The sequence below is a fragment of the Microbacterium sp. OVT16B genome (assembly GCF_019969705.1).
GTDB classification, from domain to species: Bacteria; Actinomycetota; Actinomycetes; order Actinomycetales; family Microbacteriaceae; genus Microbacterium; species Microbacterium natoriense.
The window spans coordinates 1,195,721-1,210,461 of record NZ_JAHXZA010000001.1 but is presented as its reverse complement, the minus strand read 5'-3'; the positions used below and the strand labels follow the sequence as shown (position 1 = coordinate 1,210,461).

At 69.4% G+C, this 14,741-nt stretch carries 17 protein-coding genes; 10 read left to right on the top strand and 7 right to left on the bottom strand.

From position 1 onward, the window contains the following. Positions 1 to 41: 41 nt before the first annotated feature. Together LC438_RS05670 and LC438_RS05665 are read right to left on the bottom strand one after the other, a co-directional pair. Complete coding sequence (locus tag LC438_RS05670; protein WP_223586064.1) at positions 42 to 779, bottom strand: DUF3027 domain-containing protein; 738 nt, start codon at positions 777 to 779, stop codon at positions 42 to 44. Further along, positions 763 to 1,143: a cold-shock protein gene (locus LC438_RS05665; RefSeq protein ID WP_105675642.1), complete on the bottom strand. Its 381-nt coding sequence runs from the start codon at positions 1,141 to 1,143 to the stop codon at positions 763 to 765. The genes LC438_RS05670 and LC438_RS05665 overlap by 17 nt, the downstream gene beginning before the upstream one ends. Before the next feature lie 91 nt (positions 1,144 to 1,234). Here LC438_RS05665 and LC438_RS05660 point away from each other — a divergent pair, with 91 nt between their 5' ends. The 6 genes from LC438_RS05660 to LC438_RS05635 all read left to right on the top strand — a co-directional run bounded on the left by LC438_RS05660 (position 1,235) and on the right by LC438_RS05635 (position 7,804). Further along, a complete protein-coding gene (locus LC438_RS05660) occupies positions 1,235 to 1,504 on the top strand; it encodes a multidrug ABC transporter ATPase (protein ID WP_105675640.1) in 270 nt (89 codons plus the stop codon). A 7-nt stretch (positions 1,505 to 1,511) separates the two neighbouring features. Then, a complete protein-coding gene (locus tag LC438_RS05655) occupies positions 1,512 to 3,215 on the top strand; it encodes a helicase-associated domain-containing protein (RefSeq protein ID WP_223586063.1) in 1,704 nt (567 codons plus the stop codon). A gap of 28 nt (positions 3,216 to 3,243) precedes the next feature. Continuing rightward, complete coding sequence (locus LC438_RS05650) at positions 3,244 to 4,884, top strand: DNA repair helicase XPB (protein WP_223586062.1); 1,641 nt, start codon at positions 3,244 to 3,246, stop codon at positions 4,882 to 4,884. An 80-nt stretch (positions 4,885 to 4,964) separates the two neighbouring features. Beyond that, on the top strand, positions 4,965 to 5,651 hold the full coding sequence (locus tag LC438_RS05645) for a response regulator transcription factor (protein WP_105675635.1): 687 nt from the start codon (positions 4,965 to 4,967) through the stop codon (positions 5,649 to 5,651). 39 nt (positions 5,652 to 5,690) lie between these two features. Next, the gene (locus LC438_RS05640) at positions 5,691 to 7,391 is read left to right on the top strand and encodes a cell wall metabolism sensor histidine kinase WalK (protein ID WP_105675633.1); all 1,701 of its coding nucleotides are present in this window, start codon (positions 5,691 to 5,693) and stop codon (positions 7,389 to 7,391) included. A 125-nt stretch (positions 7,392 to 7,516) separates the two neighbouring features. Next, entirely contained in the window at positions 7,517 to 7,804 is a 288-nt protein-coding gene (locus LC438_RS05635; RefSeq protein ID WP_105675631.1) for a WXG100 family type VII secretion target, read from the top strand. A gap of 178 nt (positions 7,805 to 7,982) precedes the next feature. Here LC438_RS05635 and groL read toward each other — a convergent pair whose 3' ends face one another. The 4 genes from groL to LC438_RS05615 form a co-directional block, all read right to left on the bottom strand. Beyond that, on the bottom strand, positions 7,983 to 9,602 hold the full coding sequence (groL, locus tag LC438_RS05630) for a chaperonin GroEL (RefSeq protein ID WP_105675629.1): 1,620 nt from the start codon (positions 9,600 to 9,602) through the stop codon (positions 7,983 to 7,985). A 124-nt stretch (positions 9,603 to 9,726) separates the two neighbouring features. After that, positions 9,727 to 10,305: a LytR C-terminal domain-containing protein gene (locus LC438_RS05625; RefSeq protein WP_308116175.1), complete on the bottom strand. Its 579-nt coding sequence runs from the start codon at positions 10,303 to 10,305 to the stop codon at positions 9,727 to 9,729. 68 nt (positions 10,306 to 10,373) lie between these two features. Next, complete coding sequence (locus tag LC438_RS05620; RefSeq protein WP_223586061.1) at positions 10,374 to 10,631, bottom strand: DUF3263 domain-containing protein; 258 nt, start codon at positions 10,629 to 10,631, stop codon at positions 10,374 to 10,376. 9 nt (positions 10,632 to 10,640) lie between these two features. Next, a complete protein-coding gene (locus tag LC438_RS05615) occupies positions 10,641 to 11,633 on the bottom strand; it encodes a DUF2332 domain-containing protein (RefSeq protein WP_223586060.1) in 993 nt (330 codons plus the stop codon). Positions 11,634 to 11,689: 56 nt separating this feature from the next. Between LC438_RS05615 and msrB the strand changes: the two genes are divergently transcribed. Both msrB and LC438_RS05605 read left to right on the top strand, forming a co-directional pair. Then, entirely contained in the window at positions 11,690 to 12,094 is a 405-nt protein-coding gene (msrB, locus tag LC438_RS05610) for a peptide-methionine (R)-S-oxide reductase MsrB (protein ID WP_223586059.1), read from the top strand. Then, positions 12,091 to 12,645 carry a nitroreductase family protein gene (locus LC438_RS05605; protein WP_223586058.1) on the top strand — a complete coding sequence of 185 codons (555 nt, stop codon included), beginning with the start codon at positions 12,091 to 12,093 and terminating at the stop codon, positions 12,643 to 12,645. Before msrB ends, LC438_RS05605 begins: the two co-directional genes overlap by 4 nt. Here LC438_RS05605 and LC438_RS05600 read toward each other — a convergent pair whose 3' ends face one another. Then, complete coding sequence (locus LC438_RS05600) at positions 12,646 to 13,584, bottom strand: DMT family transporter (RefSeq protein ID WP_223587455.1); 939 nt, start codon at positions 13,582 to 13,584, stop codon at positions 12,646 to 12,648. It abuts the gene before it with no gap. Between the two features lie 53 nt (positions 13,585 to 13,637). Here LC438_RS05600 and LC438_RS05595 point away from each other — a divergent pair, with 53 nt between their 5' ends. After that, positions 13,638 to 14,294, top strand: a complete 657-nt coding sequence (locus LC438_RS05595; protein WP_105675617.1) for an SOS response-associated peptidase family protein — start codon at positions 13,638 to 13,640, stop codon at positions 14,292 to 14,294. Between the two features lies 1 nt (position 14,295). Then, positions 14,296 to 14,679: an MmcQ/YjbR family DNA-binding protein gene (locus LC438_RS05590; RefSeq protein ID WP_105675615.1), complete on the top strand. Its 384-nt coding sequence runs from the start codon at positions 14,296 to 14,298 to the stop codon at positions 14,677 to 14,679. Positions 14,680 to 14,741 lie beyond the last annotated feature (62 nt).

The following is a 14,741-nucleotide window of genomic DNA, read 5'->3' as shown; positions in this document are numbered from 1 at the left end:
GCGTGTTCACGCGGCCCCCTTCTACATGCTCCTGACGGAGATCACTCCTCTTCGTCGGACCCTCGGCCCTCGGAGTCGGTCACATCGTCGTCAGACTCGTCTTCGTCATCGTCATCCGACTCATCGTCGTCATCGTCGTCATCCGACTCATCGTCGTCATCGTCGTCGGACTCGTCGTCATCCGAGTCGTCGTCATCGTCGTCGGACTCGTCATCATCCGAGTCGTCGTCATCGTCATCCGACTCATCGTCGTCATCGACGGAGTCGTCGAGCTCGTCGATGTCGACGCCGTCGAGGTCGCCCGCGTGCAGGACACGCGTCTCCTCGATCAGCTCGTCCTCATCGATGTCGTCGATGTCATCGTCAGCATCCTCGTCGTCGGCGTCCTCGAGCTCCTCGGCGTCGACGATGTCGCCATCCGCGTCGACCGCCGCAGCGGCGGCCTGCTCGGCGAGTTCGACCTGGTGCGCGCGGTACTCGGCGAGGCGCTCGGCCCACGGCACCCATTCCGGCGCGAGCAGCGCGCCGTCACCGGGGAGCAGTTCCACCTCGAGCACGGTGGGCTCTTCGTCGTCGACCCGGTCGACCGTGACGGTCCAGTACCAGCCGGGGTATCCGGGAAGACGGTTCTCGAACCGCAGCGACACCGAGCCGTCCTCTTCGGGAAGGTAGCCCGCTGCGGGCCCGATGGACGACGCCGGAGTGATCTCGCGCAGAGCGTTCAGCGCGAGATCGTGGGCGTCGAGGAGACGCTGGTCGGCGTCAGGCTTCGAGGTCATCAGCGACCTTGCGGAGCACGGCGGCGATCTTGCGCCCGTGCGAGGAGGAGGGGTAGCGGCCACGGCGGAGGTCTCCGCCCATGCCGTCGAGCAGCTTCACGAGGTCCTCGATGATGATGGCCATGTCGTCGGCGGGCTTGCGCTTCGCCTTGGCGAGACTCGGCGGAGCCTCGAGCACGCGCACGGAGAGAGCCTGGAGTCCGCGCTTGCCGTCGGCGACCCCGAACTCCACGCGAGCACCCGCCTTCACGACCGTGCCCGCGGGCATGGATGATGCGTGCAGGAAGACGTCCTGGCCGTCATCGGAGGCGATGAAGCCGAAACCCTTGTCTTCGTCGTAGAACCTGACCTTGCCGGTGGGCATGGGGAAACCTCGCTGAATCGTACGGAAAGAAGGCACGCCCTCGGGCGGCCCCCTCAAGCCTACCGGTCGGCGACGCAGTAGGCTGAGAAGGATGAGCGCGCAGAATCCCGAACCCGAGGTCCGCCCGGTCGATCGCCTCCTGGCGTTCACCGCGCTGGGCATCGCCGCGGCATCCGTGATCTGCTTCTTCGCCATCATCATCGGCACGGCGGTCGGCATGAAGCAAGACGACTTCGGCGGCGGCGCCTGGCCGTTCATCGCCGCGATCCCCTACTGGGGCCTCCCGGTCGCGTTCGTGCTGATCATCGTCCTGCTGGTGATGAGCTTCATCCGGAAGGGTCGCGCGGCATCGCGGCCCTGAGGCGGACATGAGCGCGCACGCCCGACCACTGGCCGAATGGCTGGCCGCGGCGAGCGACGACGAGCTGGAGACGCTGTTCCGTGCGCGCGGCGTGCGGACGGATGCCGGCTGGCAGGACTTCTTCGACGCCGCCGAGGCGCTGCTCGACGCAGGATCGCTCTCGCGCATCCTGCCGCAGCTGACCGCCGCGGAGGCCTCCGCCCTCGCGCACGCGGCGCACGGCGGAGACGCGGGCGCCGAGCGCGAGACCCTGACCGCCCTCGCGCTGCTTCGCCCTGACGGCACGCCGTTCGCCCCGGTCGCCTCCGCCGTCCTGGACCGCCCCGCTCCCGCTCCGGTACCCGAGACAGCACTCTCACCATCCGATCAGGCCGCGTCCGCGCATGCCGCCGAGCGCGCCTTCACGACCGTCGCCGCCGTCGCCGATCTGCTGCTCCTGGCGAGAGAGAACCCCCTCGGGCTCCTCTCGGGCGGGGGCATCAGCGCGGGTGAGAGGAAGCAGCTGGCGGAGAACGGCATCCCCGCCGACGCCGTCGACCCCCTGGTCGCCCTGGCGGTCGATGCGCGGCTGGCTCTGGCGGACGACAGGCGACTTCGCGCCACCACGACCGCAGAGGAGTGGCTGCGCTCGTCGGCGGCCGCCCGCTGGAGCGACCTGGTCTCGGGCTTCCTGAGCACGCTGCCCCGCGGCATCCACACCCCTGCAGGCGGGTACCTGACTCCGGCGTCGTGGACGTTCGCGCATCCCTGGGACGCCGGCTGGCCCGAGCGCAGCGCCGCATTGGGCGAGCGCGCCCGGCTGCTCGGGCTGATCGCCGACGACGGCACCGAGCCGGTGTGGGCCGAGCCCGTGCGCGCCGGCCTCGCCCCCGACGCGACCGCACTCGCCGAGCTGCTTCCGGCCGAGGTCGACCGCATCTTCCTGCAGAACGACCTCACGGCCATCTCACCCGGCCCGCTCGCCCCCGCGCTCGACGTGAGGCTGCGTGCCATCGCGGCCCGCGAGTCCGCCGCGCAGGCCTCCTCCTACCGGTTCACCGGCGAGTCCATCGCTCGGGCCCTCGTCAGCGGCGAGACGGAGGAGTCGATCATCGGCTTCCTCGAAGACCTCTCGCTCACCGGCATCCCACAGCCGCTGCGCTACCTCGTGGCACAGACGGCACAGCGCCACGGTCTGGTCAGGGTGTCGACGGATCCCGAGACGGGCCGCACCCGGATCGAGAGCGACGACCAGACCCTCATCCAGGCGATGGCGATCGATCAGGGCCTGCGACCGCTCGCCCTCGCGAAGCACGTCGACTCACTCACCACACGCGTCGGGCGAGACACCGTCTACTGGGCGCTCACCGATGCCCGCTACCCCGCGACCCCGGTCGACGAGCACGGGACCGTGCTCACCGGCGACCGCTATCCGCTCGTCGAGGCCTCGACGCCGGAGCGGCCGGACCATTCGATCCTCATCGCCGCGCTGCGGACCCGACAGGGCCCTGACGCGGATGCCGCATGGCTGGATCGCGAGCTGGAGGCCGCCGTGCGGGCCAGAGCGGTGCTCCAGGTGACCGTCGGCATGCCGGACGGCTCGACCAGGGATCTCCTCCTGGAGGCCACGGGCCTCGGAGGCGGCCGCCTGCGGGGACGCGATCGGGCTGCCGACGTGGAGCGCACACTCCCCGTGTCCAGCATCCGCTCCGCGACCGTCGTGGCCCCCTGAGCGATGACGGGCGGTAAACTGGTCAGCTATGTCTGATGGCCCCCTGATCGTCCAGAGCGATCGCACCGTCCTGCTCGAGGTCGCCCACGCGGAGGCCGAGAGCGCCCGACACGAGCTGGCGATCTTCGCCGAGCTGGAGCGCGCCCCGGAGCACATCCACACCTACCGGATCACCAGGCTCGGCCTCTGGAACGCCCGGGCCGCCGGGCACACCGCCGAGGACATGCTCGAGACGCTCGATCGCTGGTCGCGCTTCCCCGTGCCGCCGTCGGTCGCCGTCGATCTGCGCGAGACCGTGAACCGTTACGGCCGTCTCGTCATCGAGCGCGACGAGGAGGGCACGCTCATCCTGCGCTCCTCCGACCCTGCCGTGCTCACCCAGGTGGCGGGCAACAAGCGCATCCAGCCGCTGCTGATCGGCCACCCGGCGCCAGACACCTTCGTCGTCGACGCCTGGGCACGCGGACAGATCAAGCAGGAGCTGCTGAAGATCGGCTGGCCGGCCGAGGACCTCGCCGGTTACACCCCCGGCACCCCGCACGAGATCGACCTCGCCGAGGACGGGTGGCAGATCCGCCCCTACCAGCAGGATGCCGTCGACGCCTTCTCCAAGGACGGCTCCGGCGTGGTGGTCCTCCCCTGCGGCGCGGGGAAGACGATCGTCGGCGCCGGGGCGATGGCCGCGACCAAGACGACCACGCTCATCCTGGTGACCAACACGGTGTCCGCCCGCCAGTGGCGCGACGAGCTCCTCAAGCGCACGAGCCTCACACCGGAGGAGATCGGCGAGTACTCGGGCCAGGCCAAGGAGGTCAAGCCCGTCACCATCGCGACCTACCAGATCCTCACGGCCAAGAGGAAGGGGCAGTACGCGCACCTCGCGCTGCTGGACGCGCTCGACTGGGGCCTCATCGTCTACGACGAGGTGCACCTCCTGCCCGCCCCGGTCTTCAAGCTCACCGCCGACCTCCAGGCTCGCCGTCGCATCGGCCTCACCGCCACGCTCGTCCGGGAGGACGGGCGCGAGGGCGACGTCTTCAGCCTGATCGGCCCCAAGCGCTTCGACGCGCCCTGGAAGCAGATCGAGGCGCAGGGCTTCATCTCCCCGGCCGTCTGCTACGAGGTGCGCGTGGACCTGCCGCCGAGCGACCGGCTGGAGTACGCCGCGGCCACCGACGACGAGCGGTACCGGCTGGCGGCATCCGCCCCGGCGAAGATCGAGGCGGTGCGCGAGCTGATCGCCAAGCACCCCGGCGAGCAGATCCTCGTGATCGGCCAGTACCTCGACCAGCTCGACACGCTGTCGGAGGCGCTGAACGCCCCGCAGATCACCGGCGCGACGCCGATCGACGAACGCGAGGAGCTGTACCGGCAGTTCCGCGTCGGCGAGATCCAGCTGCTCGTCGTGTCGAAGGTCGCGAACTTCTCGATCGATCTGCCTGAGGCGTCGGTCGCCATCCAGGTGTCCGGCTCGTTCGGCTCCCGCCAGGAGGAGGCCCAGCGACTCGGGCGCCTGCTGCGTCCCAAGCAGTCCGGCCACACGGCGAGCTTCTACACGCTCGTCGCCCGAGACACGATCGATCAGGACTACGCCCAGAACAGGCAGCGATTCCTCGCCGAGCAGGGGTACAGCTACACGATCATGGATGCGGACGCCATCGCCGCCTGATCGGCCCCTCGCCGCACCCCTGACCCGCCGCTCCGGCGGATAATCAGGCAGAGCATCGCCCGAGTCACCATAATGGGGACATGACAGCACCGCGCATCCTGGTCGTCGACGACGAGCCGAACATCCGCGACCTCCTCTCCACCGGCCTCAGCTTCGCCGGGTTCCTGGTGAAGACGGTCGCCAACGGCGCCGCCACCATCTCGGCGGTGCTGGAAGAGGAGCCCGACCTCATCATCCTCGACGTGATGCTGCCCGACATGAACGGGTTCAGCGTCACCAAGAGGCTGCGCGGCGCGGGTTTCACCGCGCCGATCCTCTTCCTCACGGCGAAGGACGGCACCGAGGACAAGATCGAGGGCCTCAACGCCGGCGGCGACGACTACGTCACCAAGCCGTTCAGCCTCGACGAGATCGTCGCCCGCGCACAGGCCATCCTCCGCCGCACCATGCAGGCCGATGAGGAGTCGATCATCCGCGCCGGTGAGCTCTCGATGGACCAGGACACGCACGACGTGCAGGTGGGCAAGGAGTCGATCGAGCTGAGCCCCACCGAGTTCAAGCTGCTGCGCTACCTCATGCTCAACCCCAACCGCGTGCTGTCGAAGGCGCAGATCCTGGACCACGTCTGGGAGTACGACTTCAACGGCGACGCCGGCATCGTGGAGAGCTACATCTCGTACCTCCGCCGCAAGATCGACCCGCACACCGAGGAGTCGCTCATCCAGACCAAGCGCGGCTTCGGCTACATGCTCAAGGTCGGCAAGTAAGCAGCCGACCGCTCGATGACGCCACCCGTGGAGGACCGCATGGCGAGGAAGCCTGACGCGGTGACCCGCTGGTGGCGGGCGATCAGCCTGCGCGCCAAGGTCACCGGCGTCACGGTGGCCGTCCTCGCCCTCGGCCTGCTCGTCGCAGGGCTCGGGACGGTGCCGATCCTGCGGGGCACGCTGATCGGCAACATCGACTCCCAGCTTCCGTCGCTCGCCTCGTCGGATCTCGTCTCACGCTACTTCGAGGTGATGACCACCGACGACGGGGTGACGACGTACACCCAGTCACAGGAGACGCCGCGGGACTTCTTCCTCGCCGTGTACGACGGCGAGGGAGTCCTCCGGGGCACGACCGGCAACACGACGACGTCCAGCGGTTCGCCGATCTTCCCGTCGAGCTACTCGCTGCAGGAGGCGCTCGCGAAGGGCGATGTCACCTTCCCGTTGGACGGGACGAAGGGGACGAGCTTCCATGCCGCCGTCGCGAACGTGCCGGTCTCGGGCGGCGCCGTCCGCATCCAGCTCGTGGCGATGCCGCTGTCGGCCGCCGACCGCATCATCAGTCAGTTCTTCGGCATCTACATCACCGTCGCCCTGATCACGATCGTGATCGCCGCTCTCCTCATCCGCGGACTCGTGACCTTGACGTTCCGGCGCCTCAGTCAGGTCGAGTCCACAGCGATGTCGATCGCGGCCGGCAACTTCAGCCAGCGCCTCACCGACCTCGAGCCCACGACCGAGGTCGGTCGGCTCAACGCCGCCATCAACGCGATGCTCGACAGGGCCGATCATTCCCTCGCTCAGCGCGACCGCACGGTGCAGCACATGCGACGCTTCATCGGAGACGCCAGCCATGAGCTGCGCACGCCGCTGGTGAGCGTGCGCGGTTACGCGGAGCTCTACCGGATGGGCGCGATCAAGGGCGAGGAGGACACGGCTCGGGCCATGGAGCGCATCGAGAAGGAGGCGATCCGGATGGGCGTGCTCGTCGAGGACCTCCTCGCCCTCGCCCGACTCGACGACGAGCGCGAGCTCGAGATCGTGCCCCTCGACCTCCGTCCGATCGCCCGTGACGCCGCTCTCGATGTGCGGGCGGCGGCCCCCGGTCGCACGATCACCGTCGTCGACGAGACTCTGAAGGCGCGGCTGAGCACGCCGACCCGGAGCATCCCCGTGACGCCCGCCGCGCAGCAGCCCGCACCCCGTGGTCTCTCGCGCGCCACTCTCGCCCGGCTGCGCCGTCGCCCGCGCACCACGACCGAGCAGATGCCGGCGATCGACTTCACCGAGGTCGCCGATGTGCCCGTGCGCACGCCTCCGATCATCCTGGGAGAGGAGAACAAGGTCCGCCAGGTCGTGGCGAACCTCCTCGGCAACGCCCGCCGGTTCTCCTCCGAGGACAGCCCGATCGAGATCGTCGTGGATGCCGATCGGATGCTCGGAACGGGCTCCATCGCCATCGTCGACCACGGCGAGGGCATCCCTCCGCAGATCCGCGAGCAGATCTTCGAGCGCTTCTGGCGTGCCGACACCTCGCGAGCGCGGGAGACGGGCGGCTCCGGTCTGGGCCTGGCCATCGTCGCCTCGATCGTGAAGGCACTGCACGGCAGTGTCGCGGTGTCCGAGACGCCGGGTGGCGGCGCGACCTTCACCGTCACCTTCCCCCTCGCCCCCTCGCGCGCGACGCCCGAGCACCTGCTGGAGGACACGCAGCCGCTGGAGCCGCTCGACCTCTGAGCAGTGCTCCTGCACAAAGGTGTGACCTTGGGGGTTGCGCACAGGACCCGTGGAAGGGCGAGACCAGGACGACTGCCCTCGCCCCGCCTCTCGTAGCGTCGGAGACTCCAACGAGAGGAGATCCCATGTCCGTCTTCACCGTCGACACCGAGGCCGTCCGCGCGGCAGAGGCTGCCGCACGAGCCACCATGGAGCGTCTGCGGAGCGAGTCAGCGACCCTGATGGCGCAGCTCGCTCAACTGCAGTCGTCCTGGATCGGCACCGCGTCAAACGCCTTCCAGGGCTGCGCTGAGGAGTGGCACGGCGCCGCCCGTCACGTCGAAGAGACCCTCGACGCGATCGGCAGCCGGCTGGGCGGCGCCGCGACGCAGTACGCGGATGCCGACCAGTACTCGGCCGGCCTGTTCCGCTGAGGCGACCTGCCTCCCTGCCTGTTCCCGGGTGGAGGTTCAGTCACGCCAGTTCAGACGCTCCTGTTCCGACACATCGGTTCAGACACGCCAGTTCCGACACGTCTGTTTCGACACCCCCTGGAATGCAGAAACGCCCCGGCCGAGGCCGGGGCGTTTCTGTCAGTGCGGCTGGTGTGGATCAGAAGTCCATGCCACCGGACGGGTCGCCCATGGGGGCGGCGGCCTTCTCGGGCTTGTCGGCGACGACGACCTCGGTGGTGAGGAAGAGGCCGGCGATCGACGCCGCGTTCTGCAGAGCCGAACGCGTGACCTTGGCCGGGTCGATGATGCCCGCTGCGAACATGTCGACGTACTCGCCGGTCGCAGCGTTCAGGCCGTGACCCGAGGCCAGCTCGGCGACCTTGTTCGCGACGACACCAGGCTCGAGACCGGCGTTGAGAGCGATCTGCTTCAGCGGAGCCTCGATCGCGACGCGAACGATGTTCGCACCGGTCGCCTCGTCACCCGTGAGGGTGAGAGCGTCGAGAGCCTTGGTGCCCGACTGGATGAGCGCGACGCCACCACCGGGGACGATGCCCTCCTCGACGGCTGCCTTCGCGTTGCGGACGGCGTCCTCGATGCGGTGCTTGCGCTCCTTGAGCTCGACCTCGGTGGCCGCGCCCGCCTTGATGACGGCGACGCCGCCGGCGAGCTTGGCGAGGCGCTCCTGCAGCTTCTCGCGGTCGTAGTCGCTGTCGGTGTTCTCGATCTCTCGACGGATCTGGGTCACGCGACCCTCGATCTGCTCCGCCTCGCCCGCACCCTCGACGATCGTGGTCTCGTCCTTGGTGACGATGACCTTGCGCGCACGGCCGAGCAGGTCGAGCGTGGCGTTCTCGAGCTTGAGGCCCACCTCTTCGGTGATGACCTGTCCGCCGGTGAGGATCGCGATGTCCTGCAGCTGCGCCTTGCGACGGTCGCCGAAGCCGGGAGCCTTGACGGCGACCGACTTGAAGATGCCCTTGAGCTTGTTCAGCACGAGCGTCGCGAGAGCCTCGCCCTCGACGTCCTCGGCGATGATGACGAGCTCCTTGCCGTCCTGGATCACCTTGTCGACGATGGGCAGGAGGTCCTTGATGTTGGAGACCTTCTGGTTCGCGATGAGGATGTACGGGTCCTCGAAGACAGCCTCCTGGCGCTCCGGGTCCGTCACGAAGTAGGGGTTCAGGTAGCCCTTGTCGAAGCGCATGCCCTCGGTGAGCTCGAGCTCGGTGCCGAAGGTCTGCGACTCCTCGACGGTGACGACACCCTCCTTGCCGACCTTGTCGATCGCCTCGGCGATGAGCTCGCCGATCGCGGGGTCGGCTGCGGAGATGGACGCCGTGGCGGCGATCTGCTCCTTGGACTCGATCTCCTTGGCGCTGCTCAGCAGCTCCTCGGTGATCGCCGCGACGGCCTTCTCGATGCCGCGCTTGAGCGAGATCGGGTCGGCGCCGGCCGCGACGTTGCGCAGGCCTTCGCGGACGAGGGCCTGCGCGAGGACCGTGGCGGTGGTGGTGCCGTCGCCGGCGACGTCATCGGTCTTCTTGGCGACCTCCTTGACGAGCTCCGCACCGATCTTCTCGTACGGGTCGTCCAGCTCGATCTCCTTGGCGATGGACACGCCGTCGTTCGTGATGGTGGGGGCGCCCCACTTCTTCTCGAGCACGACGTTGCGGCCACGCGGGCCGAGGGTCACCTTGACCGCGTCGGCGAGGATGTTGAGGCCGCGCTCGAGGCCGCGGCGGGCCTCCTCATCGAAAGCGATGATCTTTGCCATGAGTTTTGTCGTCCCTCCTGGACGTAGACGTTGGGTTTAGCACTCAGAGTGAGAGAGTGCTAACGCCATTCTGGCACTCGACACCTTCGAGTGCAAGCCGCGAGGAGGGTGCGCCGCCGACCGATCAGGGGGCCGGAGTCTCCTCCGTGGTGGCCGGGGCGGAGGACGAGCGGTCGAGGCCGATGACGACGGTCAGCTGCTTGCCCCCGGTCTCGTTCATGGAGGCGTAGAAGTCGCTCTTCTGCACGTCCGCTCCGCCGATGAGGTTGGCGAGCCCGATGGCCGCGAGCTCGTCCGCGTCGTCGACGTAGTACACGGTCGTCGTGGCGAAGTCCTTGCTGGCGCTCTCGGTGGCGGAGACCTTGTCGGCGGTCCATCCGCTGTCGATGAGCTTCGCCCGGATCTGAGCCTCGAGGCCCTCCTCCGGAGTCGCGTTCAGGATCATCACCGAGTAGGCGGTGTCGACGACGCCGGTCTCGACCGGCGTCGGCGTCGACGACGGCACGGCCTCGGGGAAGAGCGTGATGCGGCCCATGACGACGAGCGAGCCGAAGATGCCTGCGATGATCAGCACCAGCGCGGCCACGAACGACCAGAGCAGCACGACCCAGCCGTTCATGCCGGGGGCTTCGGCGCGATGCGCTCCTACACGTCCTGCGGAGTGGGGGACGTCGTCGAATCGGTCACGAGTGGGCTTGGACACCACTCGATGCTAGCGGCACCCGCCTGTGCGTCCGCATCACGACGGGGGCGGCGTCCGAAACCGCGGACTCAGCCGACGAAGCCGGGAGTCCTGGCCGAGCGCTGCAGCGCACGGGACTCCCTGATCCGACGGAGCCTGCCGACGAGCATCGGGTCGTACGCCAGCGCGGCGTCGGAGTCGATCAGCCGACCGAGCAGCTGGTAGTAGCGCGCCGAGCTCATGCCGAGCTGCGCGCGGATCACTTCTTCCTTCGCGCCGCTGTGCCGCGGCCACACGGTCTCCAACGCGAGGATCGCACGATCGCGCTCGGTCATCTCTCCCAGCATGAGAACAGGTTAGATCGCCGCGACGCCATCGCCGCCGCGCCACTCCCACCATCGTCCGAGCGGATCAGCCGCGGCCCGCACCCTGCCGTCCAGCGCGACGACGAACCCGGTCCAGGATCCGTCGTCGACGGCGGGCTCCCACACGTCGAGCAGAGCCGGCGGATCGATGGTGATCCATCTGGCCGGGAGCGCGCGGATGGCCTCGACGAGCGCGAGCCTCTGCTCCCGGGGGATGTGCACCAGCACGCCGGGAGTGGTGATGACGAGCGTCGCACCGTCCGGCGCCTCCGCGGCGAGCGCGTCGATCCGCTCAAGGGCGTCGCCGGCGATGAGGTGCGGAGGGTCGGATGCGGCGATGTCGAGCGCCGCCGTGACGCGCTGCTCGCGCCCCTCCTCCCCCGGCCAGACGAGGCCCTGCAGCCAGCGGCGATCGCGTTCGTCGGACGCGTCGAGGGGCGCGAGGTCGATGCCGGCGCGCCACACGACCTCCGGCAGCCGCAGGGGTGGAATCGCACCCTCGACCACGCTCTCCAGCACGACGGCCGACCGGCCGTCCACCGGGTCGAGCGATCGCCGCAGCATCCCGTCTCCGTCGACGAATCGGTAGGAGTACCGGTCGGGATACAGGCAGAGCCCCGCCGAAGCGCCGATCTCGAGCAGCGCGATGGGGCCCTCGATCTCGCTGAGCACGGGGAGCAGCGGCGCGAGGCGGAGGGGCTCGTTGGTCTGGAGCCGTCTCGCCGTGCACTCCGCGACGATCTCCTCGGCATGCGCGAGCACGAACCCCCGCCAGGCGCCGTACCCGGTCAGATCCGCGCCGAGCATCCGCGTGACGGCGAAGACCAGCGGCGGCTGGCGACGGTTCTCGGGTATGCGCGACAGCACGTCACGCACCGCCGGGTCGCCGGCGACCCCGAGCGCCCACTCGGCGTAGAGATCGCTCCGACCTGGCGCCTCCTGCTCGGCGAATCGGGCGTAGCGCTCCTGCACGGCATCCGTCATCCGTCCATTCTGTCGCGGCGGACCCCGTTCACAGCCGGACGCGCGAGAATGGAGGCATGGCGTACAGCGTGGACAAGACAGAAGAAGAGTGGCGCGACGAGCTCGGCGCGGATCAGTACGCCGTGCTGCGTGAGGCGGCGACCGAGCGCGCCTGGACCGGCGAGCTGCTGGACGAGAAGCGCGCTGGCCTCTACACGTGCGGTGCGTGCGGTGCGGAGCTGTTCAAGAGCGGCACGAAGTTCGACTCCGGATGCGGGTGGCCGAGCTTCTACGAGTCCATCCGTCCGGAGGCCGTCGAGCTCATCGAGGACACGACGCTCGGCATGGTCCGCACGGAGGTGCGCTGCGCGCACTGCGGCTCGCACCTCGGGCATGTCTTCCCCGACGGGTTCGGAACGCCCACCGGCGACCGCTACTGCATGAACTCGATCGCCCTGAACTTCACCCCGGACGCCGAGTGAGCGCGCTGGAGGCGGTCCGCTCCCGTCAGTCCTGGTCCAAGGTCACCGAGCTCGCGCCCAACCGCGAGGAGCTGCTGCAGCTCGTGGCGGCCGCCGGACGCGTCGCCGACCACTCGTCGCTGCGCCCGTGGCGTCTGATCGAGCTCCGCGGCGCCGACCGCGAGGTGCTGGGTGCGGCGATCGCGAAGGCCGAGGGCGACAAGTCGCCGTCGTCCAAGCCGCTGCGCGCACCGCTGCTGATCGCCGTGGTCGCCAGCTACCGCAAGAGCGACAAGGTGCCGCGGTGGGAGCAGGAGGCCGTGGCGTCCGGTGTGGCCCACACGCTGAGCCTGCTGCTGGACGAGGCGGGGTGGGGCGTCCTGTGGCGCACCGGCCACTACACGCGCTCCAAGGCCGTCGCCAAGGCGCACGGTCTCGGCAAGGACGAGGAGCTGCTCGGCTGGCTCTACGTCGGCGGCAAGCCGGCGGGCAAGCGCCCCGGTCGGCGTAAGCCCGTCGACGCGCGCAAGCTCGTGACGCGGATGCCGAAGAAGAAGGACAAGAAGAAGTAGTCAGCGCGCGCGTCGACGCGGCACGGCCACGACGACCGATCCGACGGCGACGATGACCATCGCCGCGAGCTGCCAGAGAGCGGGACCCGCCTCCACCGGCCAGATCAGATCGATGACGACGGATGCCGTGAGCTGACCGAGCACGGAGCCGAGCCCCATCAGGAGCACCCCGGTGTGCGCGACGATGAAGGCCCCGAGCAGGATGTAGGCGAAGCCGAGGAATCCGCCGAGGTACAGCCACGGCTCGGCGGGCGGCGGCTGCGGCATCCCCCTGACGGCGATGCTGACGCCCGCGGCGAGCGCGAGGGCGACGGTCCCGGCGATGAAGCTCATCAGCGTCGCCGTGATCGGCGACTGCACGCGCTGCGCGAGCCTGCCGTTGGTCGCTGCCTGCCAGGCGATGCCGACCCCTGTCGCGAACGGCAGGAGGAGCATCCACAGCGGCGCGGTGGAGAGCACGTCGCCGGAGAGCGAGATGCCGACGGCGGCGAGGGCCAGCGCCCCTCCGAGGACCCGCCCTGGGGTCACCGCCACGACACCGGCCGGGCCGAATCCGATGCGGTCGAGCACCAGGCCGTGCAGCGTCTGCCCCGCGACGACGCCCACGGTGAAGAGCGAGACGCCGAGGACTCCGGCGGTGATGCCCTGGGTGGAGACGGTGAGCGCGCCGCAGGCACCGCCGAGCAGCATCCAGAACGGGATCGTGCCTCCGCGGACGCCCGTCCACAGCCGCACCGCGCCACGGCGGGCCGACGGGATGCACGGGATGACGACGACGAGCACGAGGAGTCCGACGGAGAACGAGATGAATCCGGCGACGATCCCGTTGTCCACCTCGACGCCGAGCACGCCGTTGACGCGCGCCTGGACGGCCGTCATCACGCCGATCGCGACCGCTCCGCCGAGTGCAAGCGGAGCGGGCAGGGAGCGCTTCTCGATCACCTGTCGACCCTACCCGAGCCCGTGTCGGGGGCCGGGTCTACTCTGGCAGCATGTGCGCGAGCTACGGCCTTGACCCCCGTTTCACCGACAGCGACGATCTGCTCGACTCCGCCGAGCAGGCGGTGCTCGATGCTCTGCGCACCTGGGCCGACCGCAACGCCGGCGAGACCGTGCGCCCCACCGGGAGGAACCTCCGCAACCTCAATCCGATCCTCCTCGACGACGACGGCTCGACGGCCGTCGAACCGGCGTGGTGGGGCTTCCTGGTCGACGGCCAGCCCGCGAGGTTCCCGTCCATCAACACGCGGTCGGAACGGCTCCAGGAGCGCCCCGGCAGCCTGCGCTCGCGCGCGCTCGTTCCGGCGACGGGATGGTACGAGCTCAAGAAGCCCGAACGGGTCTGGCACGAGTTCGGGCTCGACGGCGGCGGGCTCTTCGGCATGGCCGCCGTCACACAGCGCGGTCGCACCGACGACGGCGAGTGGTACACGTGCTATTCGATCGTCATGCGCCCTGCACCCGCGCACCTGGTCGGCATCCACGACCGGATGCCCGTGCTCATCCCCACCTCGTTCGCTCAGGACTGGCTGCGCGCGCAGGGCGACCGCGAGCTCATCGATGAGGCGCTGCTGGCGGCGGCATCCCTCGATGAGCGGGTCGTCGCGGTGCCCCGTGCCGACGACAAGGGCACGGACCGGCTCTTCTGACATGGATGCCGCAGAACTGATCGCCCTGGCGTCCGCGCGTGCCGAGGAGCTCCCCGGGTCGGAGCGGGAGAACCCGTTCGGCCCGGAGTGGGACGTGTTCAAGGTCCGCGGCAGGGTGTTCCTGCTGACCCCGCTCGACGGCACGGGGCGGGTGACGCTGAAATCTCACCCCGATGATGCGGTGGCCCTGCGGGAGACGTTCGCCGACATCGTCCCGGGCTACCACATGAACAAGAAGCACTGGATCACGCTGCTGCCCGGGCCATCGCTGGAGGCGGATCTCATCTCCGAGCTGGTGACGGAGTCGTACCTCCTCGTGGTCGAGAAGCTGCCGCGAGCGCAGCGTCCGGTCGACCCGGCGATCTTCGGTCGACCGCCCGCCTGACAGTGTCCGTGACCCCTTTTGGGGGTCAGGCATGACCCCCGCGTCACTTTTCACGCCGAACG

Coding starts and splice junctions, on each gene's coding strand:
- LC438_RS05670 (WP_223586064.1), bottom strand. CDS start 779: ATGACCTCGAAGCCTGACGCCGACCAGCGTCTCCTCGACGCCCACGAT.
- LC438_RS05665 (WP_105675642.1), bottom strand. CDS start 1,143: ATGCCCACCGGCAAGGTCAGGTTCTACGACGAAGACAAGGGTTTCGGC.
- LC438_RS05660 (WP_105675640.1), top strand. CDS start 1,235: ATGAGCGCGCAGAATCCCGAACCCGAGGTCCGCCCGGTCGATCGCCTC.
- LC438_RS05655 (WP_223586063.1), top strand. CDS start 1,512: ATGAGCGCGCACGCCCGACCACTGGCCGAATGGCTGGCCGCGGCGAGC.
- LC438_RS05650 (WP_223586062.1), top strand. CDS start 3,244: ATGTCTGATGGCCCCCTGATCGTCCAGAGCGATCGCACCGTCCTGCTC.
- LC438_RS05645 (WP_105675635.1), top strand. CDS start 4,965: ATGACAGCACCGCGCATCCTGGTCGTCGACGACGAGCCGAACATCCGC.
- LC438_RS05640 (WP_105675633.1), top strand. CDS start 5,691: ATGGCGAGGAAGCCTGACGCGGTGACCCGCTGGTGGCGGGCGATCAGC.
- LC438_RS05635 (WP_105675631.1), top strand. CDS start 7,517: ATGTCCGTCTTCACCGTCGACACCGAGGCCGTCCGCGCGGCAGAGGCT.
- groL (WP_105675629.1), bottom strand. CDS start 9,602: ATGGCAAAGATCATCGCTTTCGATGAGGAGGCCCGCCGCGGCCTCGAG.
- LC438_RS05620 (WP_223586061.1), bottom strand. CDS start 10,631: ATGCTGGGAGAGATGACCGAGCGCGATCGTGCGATCCTCGCGTTGGAG.
- LC438_RS05615 (WP_223586060.1), bottom strand. CDS start 11,633: ATGACGGATGCCGTGCAGGAGCGCTACGCCCGATTCGCCGAGCAGGAG.
- msrB (WP_223586059.1), top strand. CDS start 11,690: ATGGCGTACAGCGTGGACAAGACAGAAGAAGAGTGGCGCGACGAGCTC.
- LC438_RS05595 (WP_105675617.1), top strand. CDS start 13,638: ATGTGCGCGAGCTACGGCCTTGACCCCCGTTTCACCGACAGCGACGAT.
- LC438_RS05590 (WP_105675615.1), top strand. CDS start 14,296: ATGGATGCCGCAGAACTGATCGCCCTGGCGTCCGCGCGTGCCGAGGAG.